The 16,223-nt window shown below is 55.4% G+C and carries 10 protein-coding genes, 1 other RNA gene and 3 pseudogenes; 11 read left to right on the top strand and 3 right to left on the bottom strand.

Annotation, left to right across the window (positions count from 1 at the left end; all coding sequences use genetic code 11):
• Positions 1–40: 40 nt before the first annotated feature.
• On the bottom strand, positions 41–343 hold the full coding sequence (locus tag IQK56_RS21040) for an RnfH family protein (protein ID WP_193863828.1): 303 nt from the start codon (positions 341–343) through the stop codon (positions 41–43).
• Positions 336–770 carry a type II toxin-antitoxin system RatA family toxin gene (locus IQK56_RS21045; RefSeq protein WP_122307117.1) on the bottom strand — a complete coding sequence of 145 codons (435 nt, stop codon included), beginning with the start codon at positions 768–770 and terminating at the stop codon, positions 336–338. The genes IQK56_RS21040 and IQK56_RS21045 overlap by 8 nt, the downstream gene beginning before the upstream one ends.
• 168 nt (positions 771–938) lie before the next feature.
• Here IQK56_RS21045 and smpB point away from each other — a divergent pair, with 168 nt between their 5' ends.
• Positions 939–1,421: an SsrA-binding protein SmpB gene (gene smpB, locus IQK56_RS21050; protein WP_003176160.1), complete on the top strand. Its 483-nt coding sequence runs from the start codon at positions 939–941 to the stop codon at positions 1,419–1,421.
• Positions 1,422–1,458: 37 nt separating this feature from the next.
• Here the strand turns inward: smpB and IQK56_RS21055 are convergent, their stop codons facing one another.
• Positions 1,459–2,226, bottom strand: a complete 768-nt coding sequence (locus IQK56_RS21055; protein WP_193901812.1) for an FCD domain-containing protein — start codon at positions 2,224–2,226, stop codon at positions 1,459–1,461.
• A gap of 262 nt (positions 2,227–2,488) precedes the next feature.
• Between IQK56_RS21055 and IQK56_RS21060 the strand changes: the two genes are divergently transcribed.
• The 10 genes and pseudogenes from IQK56_RS21060 (at position 2,489) to IQK56_RS21100 (ending at position 16,133) form a co-directional block, all read left to right on the top strand.
• Positions 2,489–4,183 carry a lactate permease LctP family transporter gene (locus IQK56_RS21060; RefSeq protein ID WP_099584778.1) on the top strand — a complete coding sequence of 565 codons (1,695 nt, stop codon included), beginning with the start codon at positions 2,489–2,491 and terminating at the stop codon, positions 4,181–4,183.
• A gap of 70 nt (positions 4,184–4,253) precedes the next feature.
• Positions 4,254–7,063, top strand: a pseudogene (locus tag IQK56_RS21065) (FAD-binding and (Fe-S)-binding domain-containing protein).
• Positions 7,064–7,198: 135 nt separating this feature from the next.
• Positions 7,199–7,480 (top strand): hypothetical protein, encoded by a 282-nt coding sequence (locus IQK56_RS21070; protein ID WP_122307113.1) that lies wholly within the window; start codon positions 7,199–7,201, stop codon positions 7,478–7,480.
• Between the two features lie 94 nt (positions 7,481–7,574).
• Positions 7,575–7,971: a transfer-messenger RNA gene (ssrA, locus tag IQK56_RS21075) on the top strand.
• A 187-nt stretch (positions 7,972–8,158) separates the two neighbouring features.
• Positions 8,159–9,414, top strand: a pseudogene (locus IQK56_RS21080) (integrase domain-containing protein).
• A 906-nt stretch (positions 9,415–10,320) separates the two neighbouring features.
• Positions 10,321–11,687 (top strand): annotated as a pseudogene (locus IQK56_RS21085) (YfjI family protein).
• A complete protein-coding gene (locus IQK56_RS21090) occupies positions 11,671–12,030 on the top strand; it encodes a hypothetical protein (RefSeq protein ID WP_045156933.1) in 360 nt (119 codons plus the stop codon). Before IQK56_RS21085 ends, IQK56_RS21090 begins: the two are co-directional and overlap by 17 nt.
• Positions 12,008–12,988, top strand: a complete 981-nt coding sequence (locus IQK56_RS21095) for an integrase domain-containing protein (protein ID WP_193863831.1) — start codon at positions 12,008–12,010, stop codon at positions 12,986–12,988. Before IQK56_RS21090 ends, IQK56_RS21095 begins: the two co-directional genes overlap by 23 nt.
• The gene (locus IQK56_RS31245) at positions 12,985–13,266 is read left to right on the top strand and encodes a hypothetical protein (protein WP_341869533.1); all 282 of its coding nucleotides are present in this window, start codon (positions 12,985–12,987) and stop codon (positions 13,264–13,266) included. The genes IQK56_RS21095 and IQK56_RS31245 overlap by 4 nt, the downstream gene beginning before the upstream one ends.
• Before the next feature lie 272 nt (positions 13,267–13,538).
• Positions 13,539–16,133 carry an HD domain-containing protein gene (locus IQK56_RS21100; RefSeq protein ID WP_193863832.1) on the top strand — a complete coding sequence of 865 codons (2,595 nt, stop codon included), beginning with the start codon at positions 13,539–13,541 and terminating at the stop codon, positions 16,131–16,133.
• The last annotated feature ends 90 nt before the right edge of the window (positions 16,134–16,223 follow it).

The raw sequence follows: 16,223 nt of genomic DNA on the forward strand, positions 1-16,223 counted from the left end.
CCGGCATGCCGGGCTTTTTGTTGCCTGATATTTAACACGCTTATGAATTCTGCTGCCTGGTCATCGCCGCCTTGGCCGCCCGCAATCTACGCACCTCTTTAGGATCAACCAGCAAGGGGCGATAGATCTCAATGCGATCACCTGGCTGCACGACGCGCGCGCCAGCATCCGCGACAACTTTACCGAATACCCCCAAAGGGCAATCAGCCAGATCCAGATCGGGAAACAGCATTGTAATTCCGGACGCCTGCACCGCCGCTCGCAGACTTGTACCCGACGCCACCGTCACCGCCAGCAAGACCTGGCGATCTGCAGCGGCATACACCACCTCAATCTCAACCATGCAGTTGCTTGGCCCGCTGACAAAACGCATCTACCAGTGTGTTGGCCGCCTGATTGAACAAAGGCCCCAATGTAGCCCGCACAAGCGGGCCAGCGTAATCAAACGACAAGTCGAGGCTGATCTTGCAGGCTTTGTCGGTCAGCGCCTTGAATACCCAGACACCGTGCAACTGGGTAAAAGGCCCCTCCTGCAGATTCATTTCAATGGACTTGCCCGGCACCAACACATTGCGCGTGACAAAGTGCTGGCCCAACCCACCTTTCGCCACCCCGACGCTGGCGACCATGTGCTCATCAGTGCTTTCCAGCACCTCAGCCGCAGAACACCAAGGCAAGAATTCCGGGTAACGCGCCACGTCGTTGACCAGGTCATAGAGCGCCTGAGCCGGATAGGGCAGCAGGGCCGAACGTTGAATATGCGTCGTCATGTGTGCGTTATTTCCACAGCTGAGCGGCAAACATCGCGAAAGAACAGCCCGATCCGCGAGAGAAAAAAACCAAAGAACTGCCCGCATTGTCCGGGATTCGACCAACACGCTCAAGCACGCAGGTTGACCGTAGCCGACACGCTCGCAACTCCCTATAATGCCGCCCCTATGGCTAAACAAAAGAAACACCCCACAGGGACCATCGCGCAAAATAAAAAGGCGCGACACGATTACTTCATCGAACATCGGTTCGAGGCTGGTCTGGTCCTGGCCGGCTGGGAAGTAAAGAGTCTGCGTGCCAGTAAGCTGCAACTGGTCGACAGCTACGTATTGCTCAAGGATGGCGAGGCATGGCTGCTGGGCAGTCATATCACCCCGCTGACTACCGCGAGCACCCACGTAATTGCCGACCCGGTGCGCACGCGCAAACTATTGCTCAATGCGCGCGAACTGGAAAAGCTCGCCGCCGCCGTACAGCAGAAAGGCTACGCCTGCATCTGCCTGTCCTGGTACTGGAGCAAGCACCTGGTCAAGTGCGAGATCGCACTGGGCAAGGGCAAGAAGGAATACGACAAGCGTGATACCGAGCGCGAACGCGACTCCAATCGCGAACTGCATCGTGCCGTGCGCAACAAGGGCAAGGAAGAGTAATCCTTGCAATGATGTAGCCTCGGAATAAGTCCGTCGGCTACATCCCTTTACGCCGCTCCGCACGCGCCACGCGCTGAACCTCCTGACGCACCTCCGCCAATACTTCCTGCACATACTCCAGATGACGCGTTGAGACGTCTCGCGCCTGCTCGGCTCGCCCCTCAATAATTGCCTGGTACAACTCCCGATGCTGACTGATCAGCATGTCTCGGGTCTCCGTACGCTGCTGATACATACCACCGATATTGGTCACCACGTTACGCTTGAGCAGGTCGAACAAGCCGCGAATGGTGTGCAGCAACACTGCGTTATGACTGGCCTCCGCAATGGCCAGGTGAAACCTTGCATCCGCAGCCCCCTCCTCCGCTCGGCTCACTTCATCAACGCGGGTATAGCAATCCTGCAATGCTTCGAATGCAGCAGTCAGCCGCTCACGGTCGACCTCGGTTGCACGCAACGCGGCGTAATAAGCGCAGGACGCTTCGAGAGTCTGGCGAAATTCCAGCAGATCACGCTGCGCCTCGGGATTGTTTTCCAACAGGTGCAACAGCGGATCACTGAACGTCGAGCCCAGTGACTCGGCAACATAATTGCCCCCACCCTGGCGACTCACCAACAAACCCTTGGCGGCCAGTTTCTGAATGGCTTCGCGCAGCGACGGACGCGACACGCCAAACTTCTCAGCCAAAGCGCGCTCAGCCGGCAAACGTTCACCCGACTTCAGCGTGCCCTCAAGAATCATCCCCTCAAGCTGCTCGACAATATCGTCAGACAAACGGCGCTGACGCACCTGATCAAACCCCATAACTCACTCTCCACCATCCCGACCACTCGCCGGGCCCTCTATTCTGGCCTATCACCGCCCTTCCAGCACCTATCAGAACAGCCTCGATTCATCCGATCAGATGGTCTTACCGCCCAACATGCGACCAAAGTTTCGTGAGCGGCAAATTGACACATCCCCCCGAAGGCTTTTAACCTAGCGTCCAGCGATTGTAAATTGGTATTACCAATTATCCAAGTCGACTCAGATGTGCTTGACCAACAACAATTAGGGGCCACCCCATATGCAAACCTGGCAACAGCTTTACAGCCCGCTCGGCAGCCTCGGCCTGTCCGCATTGGCCGCCGTTATTCCCATCGTATTTTTCTTCCTGGCCCTGGCCGTGTTTCGCCTCAAAGGCCACGTGGCCGGCAGCATCACCCTTGCACTGTCGATACTGGTGGCGATCTTTGCCTTCCAAATGCCAGTGGACATGGCGCTGGCCGCAGCCGGCTACGGCTTTGCCTACGGCCTTTGGCCGATCGCCTGGATCATCGTCGCAGCGGTATTTCTGTACAAACTCACGGTCAAGAGCGGCCAGTTCGAGATCATCCGCAGCTCGGTGCTGTCGATCACCGACGACCAACGCCTTCAGGTGTTGCTGATCGGCTTCTGCTTTGGCGCGTTCCTGGAAGGCGCTGCCGGTTTCGGCGCTCCCGTAGCAATTACCGCAGCGTTGCTGGTAGGCCTGGGCTTCAATCCGCTGTACGCCGCCGGCTTGTGCCTGATTGCCAACACCGCGCCCGTCGCCTTTGGTGCCCTGGGCATTCCGATCATCGTTGCGGGGCAAGTGACCGGTATCGATGCGTTCAAGATCGGCGCCATGACCGGCCGCCAACTGCCCCTGCTGTCACTTTTCGTGCCGTTCTGGCTGGTGTTCATGATGGATGGCCTGCGCGGCGTTCGTGAAACCTGGCCGGCTGCGCTGGTCGCGGGCTTGAGCTTTGCCATTACCCAATACTTCACGTCCAACTTCATCGGCCCGGAACTGCCGGACATCACCTCGGCCCTGGCCAGCCTGATTTCCCTGACCCTGTTCCTGAAAGTCTGGCAACCCAAGCGCACCGCCGGCGCGCAGATTGCTGGAGCCACCTCCGGCGTAGCCATTACCGCCAGTGCCGGCGGCTTCGGACTGCCACGCAGCACCGTCGCCTCGCCTTACAGCCTGGGACAGATATTCAAGGCCTGGTCGCCGTTCCTGATCCTCACGGTACTGGTCACTATCTGGACGCTCAAACCGTTCAAGGCGATGTTCGCCGCCGGCGGTTCGATGTACAGCTGGGTATTCAACTTCGCGATTCCGCACCTGGATCAACTGGTGGTCAAGGTCGCCCCCATCGTGACCAACCCGACTGCCATCCCAGCGGTATTCAAGCTGGACCCGATTTCAGCGACCGGCACCGCGATCTTCTTCTCCGCACTGATCTCGATGCTGGTACTGAAAATAAACATCAAGATTGGTCTTACCACTTTAAAAGAAACGTTCTACGAACTGCGCTGGCCGATCCTGTCCATCGGAATGGTGCTGGCATTCGCCTTTGTCACCAACTACTCCGGTATGTCGTCGACCATGGCGCTGGTATTGGCCGGCACCGGTGCTGCCTTCCCGTTCTTCTCGCCGTTCCTCGGCTGGCTGGGGGTTTTTCTGACAGGTTCCGACACGTCGTCCAATGCCCTGTTCAGCTCATTGCAAGCCACTACGGCGCACCAGATCGGCGTCAATGACACGCTGCTGGTAGCCGCCAACACCAGCGGTGGCGTCACCGGCAAGATGATCTCGCCGCAATCGATCGCAGTGGCGTGCGCCGCTACCGGCCTGGTGGGCAAAGAGTCCGACCTGTTCCGCTTTACCCTTAAGCACAGCCTGTTCTTCGCCACGATCGTCGGGCTGATCACACTGGCTCAGGCCTACTGGTTTACCGGCATGCTGGTGCACTAAGACCTGCACGTAATAGGGTAAGAACCGACGCCGGATGACGATTCCGGCGTCAGCCATTTCTGGAGGATCAATGAGCCTGCCTGCTGCTTTCCTTGCTGACGTCGCACAACTGATCCCAAAAGATCGGCGTTTCGACGACCCGCTTTCCACACTCGCATTCGGCACCGACGCCAGTTTTTACCGATTGATCCCACAACTGGTGATCCGCGTGGAGTCGGAGGACGAGGTGGTAGCGCTCCTGCAACTGGCCCAGCGCGAGCGCGTGCCGGTAACCTTCCGCGCGGCCGGCACCAGCTTGTCCGGGCAAGCGATAAGCGATTCGGTGCTGATCGTACTGGGGGATAATTGGAACGGCCGCGAGATTCGCGGGCAAGGCACTCAGATTCGCCTGCAACCCGGCGTGATCGGCGCCCAGGCCAACGCCTGGCTGGCGCCTTTCGGGCGAAAAATCGGCCCGGACCCGGCGTCGATCAATGCCTGCAAGATCGGCGGAATCGTCGCCAACAATGCCAGCGGCATGTGCTGCGGCACCGCGCAAAACACCTATCACACCTTGGCCGGGATTCGTCTGGTGCTGGCCGACGGCAGTTGCCTGGACACCGAAGATGCGGCCAGCATCAGCGCTTTTCGTGAGCAGCACAGTGCGCTGCTTGAACGCCTGGCAACACTAGGTCGCGAGACACGGGCAAATGTCGAACTCGCCGCAAAAATTCGCCACAAATACCGTCTGAAAAACACCACTGGGCTGTCACTCAATGCCTTGGTGGACTTCGATGAACCACTGGATATCCTCAGCCATCTGCTGGTCGGCTCCGAGGGGACGCTGGGCTTTATCAGCGCAGTGACCTACGACACCGTGATCGATCATCCGAACAAAGCGTCGGCATTGATTGTGTTCCCGGATGTCGAGACATGCTGCAACGCGGTAACCGTGCTGAAAACCCAGCCGGTCTCAGCCGTAGAGTTGCTGGATCGACGCAGCATGCGCTCGGTGGAGACCAAACCGGCATGCCCGCCTTCGTACAGCACCTGTCGGAAAATGCCTGTGCGCTGCTCATCGAGTCCCGCGCAGCATCGCCCTCTTTACTGCACGAGCAACTGGCGCTGATCATGGCCTCCCTGGCCGCTTTCCCCGTAGAGAAACAAGTCGACTTCACTGACGACCCTGTAGAAAACGCCCGCCTGTGGGCAATCCGCAAGGACACCTTTCCCGCCGTCGGTGCTGTGCGCAAAACCGGCACCACGGTGATCATCGAAGACGTGACTTTTCCTGTCGAGCAACTGGCCATCGGCGTGAACCGTCTGATCGAACTGTTCGACAAGCACCACTACGACGAAGCCATCCTTTTCGGACACGCCCTGGAAGGCAATCTGCACTTTGTATTCACCCAAGGCTTCAACAGCGCGGAAGAAGTCACACGCTATCAAGCGTTCATGGATGACGTGGCGCAACTGGTGGCCGTCGAATTCGGCGGCTCGCTGAAAGCCGAGCACGGTACCGGCCGCAATATGGCGCCATTCGTCGAGTTGGAATGGGGCAGCGATGCCTACCAGCTGATGTGGCAGCTCAAGCGCCTGCTCGACCCCAACGGCATTCTCAACCCGGACGTGGTGCTCAGCAACGACCCGCAGATCCACCTCAAGCATCTCAAGCCACTGCCTGCGGCCGACGAGCTTGTGGATAAGTGCATCGAGTGCGGCTTCTGCGAGCCGGTGTGCCCTTCTAAAGGCCTGACGTTGAGCCCGCGCCAGCGCATCGTGATCTGGCGCGACATCCAGGCGAAAAAACGCACCGGCGTCGACACCACCGAACTGGAAGCCGCCTACCACTATCAAGGCATCGACACCTGCGCCGCCACCGGGTTATGTGCCCAGCGCTGCCCCGTGGGAATCAATACCGGCGACCTGGTGAAAAAGCTGCGCAGCCGTGACGCCGACCGTACGAAAACCGCCGAATGGCTTGCCACCCATTTCGCCACGGTACTGCAAGGTGCGCGCTTTACCCTGCATGTTGCCAATGGTGCACGCATGCTGCTCGGCGCACCTCGCCTGGCGAAGCTGTCTGCCAGGGTGACCAAACTGTCCAAGGGGCAAATTCCGCAGTGGAGCAACGCCATGCCACAACCGGAAAAGGCCATTCGGTTCAGCCCAACTGTGACGGATGAGCGGCCTCGGGTGGTCTACCTGGCAGCCTGCGTCTCACGTGCCATGGGCCCGGCGGCCGGTGATAAAGAGCAAATGTCGCTGTACGACAAAACCCGTGGCCTGCTGGAAAAGGCTGGTTATCAGGTCGTCTTTCCCGACAATCAGGACAGTCTGTGCTGTGGCCAGCCCTTCGCCTCCAAAGGCTACGCCGAACAGGCAGAACACAAGCGCCAGGAACTGATCGGTGCCTTGCTCCACGCCAGCCGCGGCGGCCTCGACCCGATCTATTGCGATACCAGCCCGTGTACCTTGCGCCTGGTGCAAGACTTGGGCGAAACCCGCCTGGATCTTTACGACCCCGTGCGATTTATCCGCACGCACCTGATGGACCGCCTGGATTTCATGCCCCAGGAAGCGCCGATCGCCGTACACGTCACCTGCAGTACCCAACACCTGGGAGAAAGCCAGGCGCTGATCGACCTTGCCCGCCGCTGCGCCAAAACCGTGGTGATCCCGGAAGGCATTCACTGCTGCGGGTTTGCCGGCGACAAGGGCTTTACCACACCAGAACTCAATGCCCACTCACTGCGTTCCCTCAAGGAAGCCGTGCAATATTGCAGTGAAGGCATCTCCACCAGCCGAACCTGCGAAATCGGCTTGAGCCAGCATGGGGGCATTGATTATCACGGGCTGGTGTACCTCGTAGACCGCGTTACCCAGGCCCGCGCCCACTAATCCTGAAAAAAAACAGAACCCCTGCGCGCCGATGCAGTCACTTGAATAGGCCTCAACGAACGAGGCCAATCAGTGATGTCGCTGGCAGCCCTTGAACGCCAGCAGCGTCGAGCCCTTTGCGCAAGGAGATACCCTATGAAGCGTTCCGCTCTTGCTGGCTTGTTCATTACCGCTGCGATGCTGGCGTCCCCGGTCTTCGCGGCCGGCAGTGACAAAGACTTGTGCCAGATCAATCTGGATAAACTCAACAACGCCAAAGCGACGCTGGCCACCGACACCACCGGCAAAAGTGGCGAAATCGACACGGTCGTCTCCCAGGCCATGGCATTTCACGCGTCTGGCGATGATAAGCAGTGCATCGAAGTCACCAACAAAGCCCTGCAAGACCTGCAAAACAGCAACAAAGGCGGCAAGTAAGCATTAGGGCCAACCTTCGGGTTGGCCTTCGGTGACCGTTTGGCGTACACTGCACAGGCTTGTCACTCACTAAGAAACAACGAGTTACAAGCACGGGGCCGTTTAGGATTCGACGCCGGTCGCGAAACTTTAGGTGCATGCCGAGTTGGTAACAGAACTCGTAAATCCACTGTTGCAACTACTTATAGTTGCCAATGACGAAAACTACGGCCAGGAATTCGCTATCGCTGCGTAAGCAGCCTTAGACCTGAGCTTCTGGTACCTTCGGGTCCAGCAATCACCAGGGGATGTCTGTAAACCCAAAGTGATTGTCATATAGAACAGAATCGCCGTGCAGTACGTTGTGGACGAAGCGGCTAAAACTTACACAACTCGCCCAAAGCACCCTGCCCTTCGGGTCGCTGAGGGTTAACTTAATAGAAACGGCTACGCATGTAGTACCGACAGCGGAGTACTGGCGGACGGGGGTTCAAATCCCCCCGGCTCCACCATTTGATCAACTAAAGACGTCCACGGACGTCTTTTTTTGTGCCTTAAATCCAGTTAAATCAAGGGTTTCAGGGCTGTTGGCTTCCGCAGAGGCATTTTGAGTTCCGCTCGTTTTGGTATTCCAAATGGTATTCCAAGCTTTCTGGTGCTATTTTTTGGAATACCAAAACGGTGTCAGAGGTAGCTCTCATGCCTGCGCAAGCCCATCGCCTATCCGACCGCCAGCTCAAGACGGTCAAGGCAAAAGATAAAGATTACGTCCTCAGCGATGGTGAGGGCCTACAGCTGCGCGTCAGGAGCAATGGCTCGATGCTGTGGAACTTCAACTACCGCGACCCGGTTACTAAAAACCGCATCAACATGGGACTTGGCACGTACCCGGAGCTCTCGCTGGCGAACGCCAGGAAGAAGGTGATTGAAGCGCGCGAACTGCTGGCACAGGGCATTGATCCCAAAGTGCAGCGCAAGGCAGATAACGAAGCCAAGCGAGCGCAGAACGAACACACACTAGAGAATGTGGCCACCGCCTGGTTCGAGTTGAAAAAACACTCCGTCACCACGGCCTACGCCGAAGACATCTGGCGCTCGCTCACCCTGCATGTGTTCCCCAGCTTGAAAACCACGCCGCTCGCGGACATCACAGCGCCGATGATCATCAAGCTCCTACGCCCCATCGAGGCCAAAGGCAGCCTGGAGACGGTCAAGCGACTTTCCCAACGTCTCAACGAAATCATGGCCTACGGCGTCAACTGCGGACTGATCTTCGCGAACCCGCTCAGCGGCATTCGGGCAGCCTTCAAAAAGCCGCAAAAAGAAAACATGCCGGCACTTCCTCCCGAAGAACTACCCGACCTTATGCTGGCGATTGCCAACGCCAGCATCAAACGCATCACCCGCTGCCTGATCGAATGGCAACTGCACACCATGACTCGCCCTGCCGAGGCTGCCGGGACGACCTGGGCAGAAATAGATTTCGAGAAACGCATCTGGACCATCCCAAAGGAGCGCATGAAAAACGCCGTGCGCACCCCATCCCCCTAAGCGACCAGACGCTCGCGCTGCTAGAGACACTCAAGCCCTACAGCGGCCACCGGGAACATGTATTTCCGGCCGACCGAAATCCGCGTACACACGCAAACAGCCAGACCGCGAACATGGCATTAAAGCGTATGGGCTTCCAGGATCGATTGGTCAGCCACGGCCTGCGATCAATGGCCAGCACCATCCTCAACGAACATGGATGGGACCCGGAGTTGATTGAAGTCGCACTCGCCCATGTCGACAAAGACGAAGTCCGAAGCGCGTACAACCGAGCGGACTACATCGAGCGAAGACGCCCGATGATGACTTGGTGGAGCGACTACATTCAAAAAGCCGCCACCGGCAATTTGTCGGTGACGGCCATTCATGAAAACAAAAACGGGAACGTCATCCCGTTTCGTTAATCAGTTCTTACTGGCGACAGCGGCGACACTGGCGACAACCCACTTATTTAGCGGTCCTGCGCATGGCGACAAAGCGGCGACCGTCGCCACCATCTGCATCGCCCACAAGCTTTTAAGGCCCAGCCCCTGAGGGCAGGAAGGCTTTGCCTTCCCGTCCTCAGGGGCTCACTTTAAAAACCGACGAACGGCCCACCGTCCATTCAAAGCCACCGTCTTCCATACACATCCATCGCCTAAAAACCCCACCCCATACACGGTTGACCACCCTCCGAGCACGCGCTACACCAGAGCCGTAGAGCGCTGTCATCGACAGCATTACCCAGGTAGCCAGGGATCTTTAAGGCTACGCCCTACAGTGGTGGTCCCAGCCCATGCGCGCTCGCTTCCAATTAGGCGCGCAGTCACGCCCAACGTGATCGAAGCCAACTTATCCACAGTGCAAATGCGGCAGCCCACGCCCGTCTCTTTCTCCAGGAAAGAGACGGGCGCCGAAATCACTGCCGCAGCCCTTGCCGGACAACACATTGCAGCGTTTGTCCCAGTGACAATCGGCGTGACAAACCCCGATGTCACCCGCAGCAGCAATGCAGATGATGGTGCCGCAGCCCACGGAATGGACTGCACCTGACTGACAGTCAGGCACGCCCTGGTCATCGCATTACTGCCTGTAACAGACTCAGGATCTCGCGGCGCTGGTCTCGTCAGCCAGCGCAGCCTCCACCCGCCCACCGTTATCGGTGCTCAGGAGGCCAGATCATGAGATGCCCAAGCTCCCGGTCGTAAAGAGCCGCCCGTCCCGCGTAAGTGGACAACCCTCACAGGCTGCAGGGGCCTTGATCCCTGATAACACTCAACAACCGTGGCGGGGAGAGTGAGGGAGAAATTCGAAACACCAGGAGAATGACGATGCAATTGTGCGAAGTGTTCGACCTGCCACGGCCGCTGCTGGAATACCGGCCCGAGCCGCTGGCATATCCGGTCGAAGCGTTGGGACAGATATTAGGGCCAGCCGTCCAACGCATGGCCGAGGTGATCGGCGTGCCCTGCGCCATGGCTGCGCAATCGGTGTTAGCCACTGCCGCCCTGGTGACCCAGTCGCACGCCAATGTGCAGCTCGATGGCCGTGTTTATCCGTTGTCCCTCTACATGCTGACGGTGGCATCGTCAGGTGATCGTAAAAGCGCAGTGGATCATCTGGCGCTAGCATCTGCACGTGAGTGGGAGCGGCGACAGTGGATGCTGTATTTGGAGCAACTGAAATCCAATCGCGCCGCCATTCGAGGAAAGCACGAAGCTCGTGAGTTATCCGAACCCGTCCCACCCAGATTGATCATCGCCGAACCCACGATTGAAGCCCTGATCAAAAACCTATGCCAGGGCTTGCCCAGCATGGGGTTATTCAACGATGAGGGCGGCCAGTTTTTGGGCAGCAGCACCATGAGCAAAGAGAACCAACTCAAGGCCATCACCACCCTGTCAGCGCTCTGGGATGGCAGCCCCATAGACCGGGCGCGCTCCACGCCTGGCGAAAGCCTACGAGCTTATGATCGCCTCTCAGCCTGCATCTGATGCTGCAACCCTACCTGGCCAACCAGCTACTCACAGACCGGATGATCACTGGCCAAGGCATCCTTGGGCGCTGCCTGATCAGTTGGCCCGAACGCCTGGTGGGTCGGCGCTTGTACAAGGCAGTCGACCTGACGCGAGATGCCAAGATGCAGCGCTATCAAGCGCGCATTACCGCTCTGCTGGATAAGCCGCTGTCGCTACACAACGACGGCTCACTTAACCCTGACAGGCTGGAACTGACACCCAGCGCTCGCACTGCCTGGATCGATATTCACAACACCATCGAATGCCAATCTGGTGAGTTTGGCGAGCTGTCCGGCATTCAATCAGTAGCCGGAAAAGCAGCAGCCAATGTGCTGCGTATCGCCGGGGTATTGGCGGTGATTGAAGACACGCATGTAGTGGACGAACCCCATATCCAGCGCGCCTCGACGCTGATGGATTACTACCTGGCCGAAATCCAGCGCCTGACGGAGCAAGAGCCCATCAACACGTTACGCGAGGAGGCGGATCGACTATTGCGCTGGCTGACGCAAAAAGGCTGGACTCAATTCACCGTCCGCGACCTCAATCGCAATGGCCCCCGCTTTGCCCGCAAGAGCAGTCATCACACCATTACGCTGCTGGTCGAATTGATCTCACATAGCTGGCTGGACTCTCCTGACGGGAAGACATTCGAGGTGCACCATGTTCCGCCTCAATGACGCGGTGCGCCGTTACCAGGCACAGCATCAGACACGACCTGCATTGCGGAGTGTCGCCACTTCCGTCGCCGCCTCGTCGCCAAGCTTCAGAGCAGCAAGTACAAGGAATGTCGCCACTGTCGCCGTTGTCGCCACACCCATCTTAGGGCCTGTCGACATCGGCCAACTGATCCACCAACTGCGCGAAGAGGGAGTAATGCTGCGGCATCAGCAAAACGCCCTGATTATTCGTCCCACACATTGGCAACAAGTGAACAAGATCAGCGCCCACTGGAAAGCGGTGCTGCGCTTTCTGCAAGACACGGAAAACGGTGAAGCCGATGGCATTGGTCGGCCGGCGTGATGGCCGCAACTTTGGCTACGGCCGTCAGCTCAGCTATGCCGGCCCACAAGCGCTGAAAGATATGTTTGCCGGCGGCCACTTCGCTACGGTCAAAGCACACAGTGATCGCTGGCAGGCTTTCGTGAAGTGGTGTCGGTCAGCGGACGGCCCCGGTTATAACGACGCCCGCCAGATAGATCGCAGTACCTTGCACAGCTACGCCACACACCTGCGTCAGCAAATCCAACAAGGTGAAATCTGCATCGCCACCGCGCAGAACCGTCTGAGTAGCGTAAACCGTACCCTCGCAGCACTACGCGGCGACCAGTACGTGAAAATCGCCAGCCCGAGCAAGGCACTCGGCATGCAGCGATCAAGCATCCGCTTACGGCCACCAGACGGCCAAGATCGTCAACAGGTAAAGCGAGTCATTGAAGCGCTTCGCGAACAGCAACACCACCGTGTCGCGGCGATTGTTTGCTTGGCTCGCGCAACCGGTATGCGCCTGCGCGAAGCGATCCTGGCTGATCTCCCGCGTCTGCAACGCGAAGCGAAGCAATTCGGTCGCATCAATATTCAGGACGGCACCAAAGGTGGCCGGTCCGGAGCTTCGGCGCCGCGCTGGGTCGTGGTCAATGATGAAGTGAAGGCGGCATTGCAAATGGCCTGTCACGCCTCACCGGTTGGCAGTCGCAACTTGCTGGCCCCGTGCGAAAGCTACGCCAAGTTCCTGAAACAGAGGGTGCAGCCGGTCCGTGAATTACTACAGAAGCAGGGCTTGAAGGGGTTTCATGAGTTGCGAGCGGCCTACGCCTGCGAACGTTACACACAGCTCACGGGCCACGCCGCCCCGATCAATGGTGGCGACGGCTATCGCATTGACCACAACCTTGATCAACAGGTCCGGCAACAGATCAGCTTAGAGCTCGGGCATAAACGACTCAATGTAGTTTCGGCCTACATTGGAGGTCCAGCGTGACCAAGCCCTTTGATATGGCAATGTTCCTAAGTGGCGTTTTGGCTGGCTCAAAAGTCACTCAGCACCGCCACGTAAGACAAGCTCGAATTATGCAAGCTGCCATCCAGCAACGTTGGCAACGAACCAATCCGTGGACATGGCAACTTAAACATATACGTTGGTTTCTCGATCATCACCTGAAAGACCACTCCAACGCTTCCCGATATTACTATGGACTCACCGCTCTATTGATCTGGAAGCGATTAGGGAGCAATCGAAAGCTGCTAATCATTCGCTAAAATAATCGACGTTTGGCAACCTCACCTGCTCAGTTGTCTACCTCAGTCTACGTTGAGGCGAAGATTATTTCGCTAAAGGCCTCGCCCAAATTTAGGATTTAAAAACTCCAAAATCAGGTGGTGGACGCGAGCATGGCAATTTGATAGCTTTAGCTTAGATAAAGTTATTTCAGCTAAGAATCAAAACCGGTTAAAAATCACCCACAAACAACCGAACGCTATTGAAGAGCAAACGACCGTTAAAGCGCATTGAAAAATCAAGGAGTGAAATAATGCCAGAAATGCCTGTCGGCTACGCACTATACAACCGCACATTAAATAGCAATTCAACCGAACATAAAGCAGAGCGTGATAAATTAAGAGGAAGTTTTCTTTCTGCTCGCAATAACGTTAAACACCTAATTGCTGACATCCACACCCAACTAAAAGGGTTAACTGTACACGATATAAGTCACGTAGACTCACTATGGCGATTAGCTGATGAGATTTTAGGAACTGACTACCCACTAAATGAAGCAGAGGCATACGTTCTAGGAGGAGCCTTTCTTCTCCATGATTCCGCTCACACAAAGGAAGCATTTACTGGAGGAATTGAGGAAATCAAGAAAACTATAGAATGGAGAGATCTAATAGGTCAAAACTTTGATAAAAATGATCCCATTCCAGGCAGTCCAGAAGAAAAACAAGCGTTATTTTTCACACTTCGTCACTTGCATGCGGACCAAGCGAAAAACCTTCCTAAACTCAAGTGGAATATACCTGGCTGTGATGACCAGATGTATATAATTGAAGACTTTGAACTCAGGGAATATTACGGAGATCTAATCGGCGAACTTGCCGCCAGTCACCATTGGAGTACGTCTGAAGTACTTCAAGTCTTCGAGAAGCGAGTTTTATCTCCTCCATCTTGCTTAGAACACACCAACTGGGACGTTGACGCCCTTAAAATTGCTTTCATTCTGAGAACCGCAGACGCTGCCCATTTAGACGGGAAACGCGCTCCATGGTTTTTATTTGCACTGCAACAACCAGAGGGGGTATCTCAAGAGCACTGGCGCTTTCAAGCTAAAATGGGTGTACCTCGCCTTACAAATAGTAATGAACTTAAATTTACTGCCGGCTCCAACTTCAGCGCTTCAGAAAAAAGAGCTTGGTGGCTTGCGTATGACACTATTAACATGGTGGATAAAGAGTTGCGCCATGCCCATAGCATATTGGGCGAGTTTGGCAGAACACAATTTGCAGCAGAACGTGTTATAGGGGCTGGATCTGTCGAGCTTTTCTCGAAACATGTCCGAACAGTCGGATGGGAGCCAATCGACACATCACCGAAAATTAGCAACATACCATTTGTCATAGCAAATCTAGGAGGCGCTGCACTTTATGGCGAGCATCCGTATGTAGCTGTTCGGGAGTTAATTCAGAATTCAGCTGACTCCATCCGAGCGCTCAGAAATTTGGGCTACATCAGTGAGCACGAGGGAAAGATCACCGTCGCGTTAAATCTTGACGAAAATGGCGCCCACATCACTATTAAAGACAATGGGCTGGGCATGAGCAAGTACGTTCTTACAAATGTACTCACCGATTTCGGAACCTCACTTTGGAGATCTGCACATTTAAGAAGTGAACTTCCAGGATTGGCCAGCACGCAATTTAAATCGGTCGGTAAATTCGGAATCGGCTTTTTCTCGGCATTCATGCTTGGAGAAAACATTTCCATAATAACACGAAGATTTGAACCAAAGACAGGAGAAGAGTCTCAATGGAAAATGCAGTTTGAACATGGGCTTTCTGACCGCCCCACAGTTTCACAACCTAGCATAAAAGAAAGACTAAGAACTCAAGGGACCGAGATAAAAATAGCACTTAAAGATGGAACACTGAAAGAACTTCTTAAGAATCCAAAAACGGAAGGTTCCATGGACTATTTAAGCCATGAAACCAGCCTAACCGACACTGAAAAGTTGAATCTCAAGCTTGAAAGCTTAGTAAAAACCATTTTCCCTATGGCAGACATCGATATATATTGCCAATATAACAATGAGACACCGTACAAAATCATTACAGCGAATGACTGGAAAAAATGCAGCGATAAAGAGATTCAAGAACGCACCGCTTGTGATGCTTCATCATTGACAACCTTGACTGACAACGAAGGCAACCCAATAGGAAAGCTTGCTATAGGTACTCGTTATATATCAGTTAGATCCGCGTCAATTACCTTTCAAGGTTTATGGTGCGGAGAGCTCAGCGGCGTTACAGGATTTATCGCGACCACGTCAAACAGTCGAGAGGCAAGCCGACATGACGGCGCAATAACTAGCGACATTAACATTTGGAAAAAATGGGCCTCAGATGTTTTAGCCACAGAAAAACGTCTATCACTCAGCAAACTCCTTGCCTTACACCCCTTAGTTCCGGACTTCGACTTATCTGTGTGGATGCGAGGGGGGAAACCCTTCAACACAGAACAACTAAAAGCCTATTTATCTACTGTAGATAAAATACTTGTGCATTACGGCGAACTACAACACGAAAGCCATGATGAAATGAGCAGTGATTCTTTTGATAACGATCTAAGTCTAAAGCCTGAACTGATTTGCATTCCTCATTTCTCACCTGCACGATACGCAACGAATCAAAAGAAACATGTTCGACACTGGATTAACTCAAGCAGCCAAGCATTTCCATGGAACATAGGCGCAAAACCGGTAGACTACTCAGAAACACTTACACTACTTCTCGATAATGTTTGGGGCAACTATAGAGAGACCGATGATGAAGACTGCATCATTGGCTCCGTTGATCAAGCAGAACTTATACGTGACGTCACAATCTACATAAAAGTTAATTCCGCTTTCTAACCTCCCTCTACACAACAACTAAATCACCCAACGCACGCAGACGACATTAGCCATCCGCGTTCGTTGGGCTGTAAGCGGCCAGCGAACACA

The organism is Pseudomonas cyclaminis, from assembly GCF_015163715.1.
Lineage (GTDB): Bacteria > Pseudomonadota > Gammaproteobacteria > Pseudomonadales > Pseudomonadaceae > Aquipseudomonas > Aquipseudomonas cyclaminis.

Excerpts from the sequence above, each read along its gene's own strand:
- IQK56_RS21090 (WP_045156933.1), top strand. The coding sequence starts at position 11,671 with ATGTTCCGCCTCAATGACGCGGTGCGCCGTTACCAGGCACAGCATCAG.
- IQK56_RS21055 (WP_193901812.1), bottom strand. The coding sequence starts at position 2,226 with ATGGGGTTTGATCAGGTGCGTCAGCGCCGTTTGTCTGACGATATTGTC.
- IQK56_RS21100 (WP_193863832.1), top strand. The coding sequence starts at position 13,539 with ATGCCAGAAATGCCTGTCGGCTACGCACTATACAACCGCACATTAAAT.
- IQK56_RS21095 (WP_193863831.1), top strand. The coding sequence starts at position 12,008 with ATGGCATTGGTCGGCCGGCGTGATGGCCGCAACTTTGGCTACGGCCGT.
- IQK56_RS21070 (WP_122307113.1), top strand. The coding sequence starts at position 7,199 with ATGAAGCGTTCCGCTCTTGCTGGCTTGTTCATTACCGCTGCGATGCTG.
- IQK56_RS21045 (WP_122307117.1), bottom strand. The coding sequence starts at position 770 with ATGACGACGCATATTCAACGTTCGGCCCTGCTGCCCTATCCGGCTCAG.
- IQK56_RS21060 (WP_099584778.1), top strand. The coding sequence starts at position 2,489 with ATGCAAACCTGGCAACAGCTTTACAGCCCGCTCGGCAGCCTCGGCCTG.
- IQK56_RS21040 (WP_193863828.1), bottom strand. The coding sequence starts at position 343 with ATGGTTGAGATTGAGGTGGTGTATGCCGCTGCAGATCGCCAGGTCTTG.
- smpB (WP_003176160.1), top strand. The coding sequence starts at position 939 with ATGGCTAAACAAAAGAAACACCCCACAGGGACCATCGCGCAAAATAAA.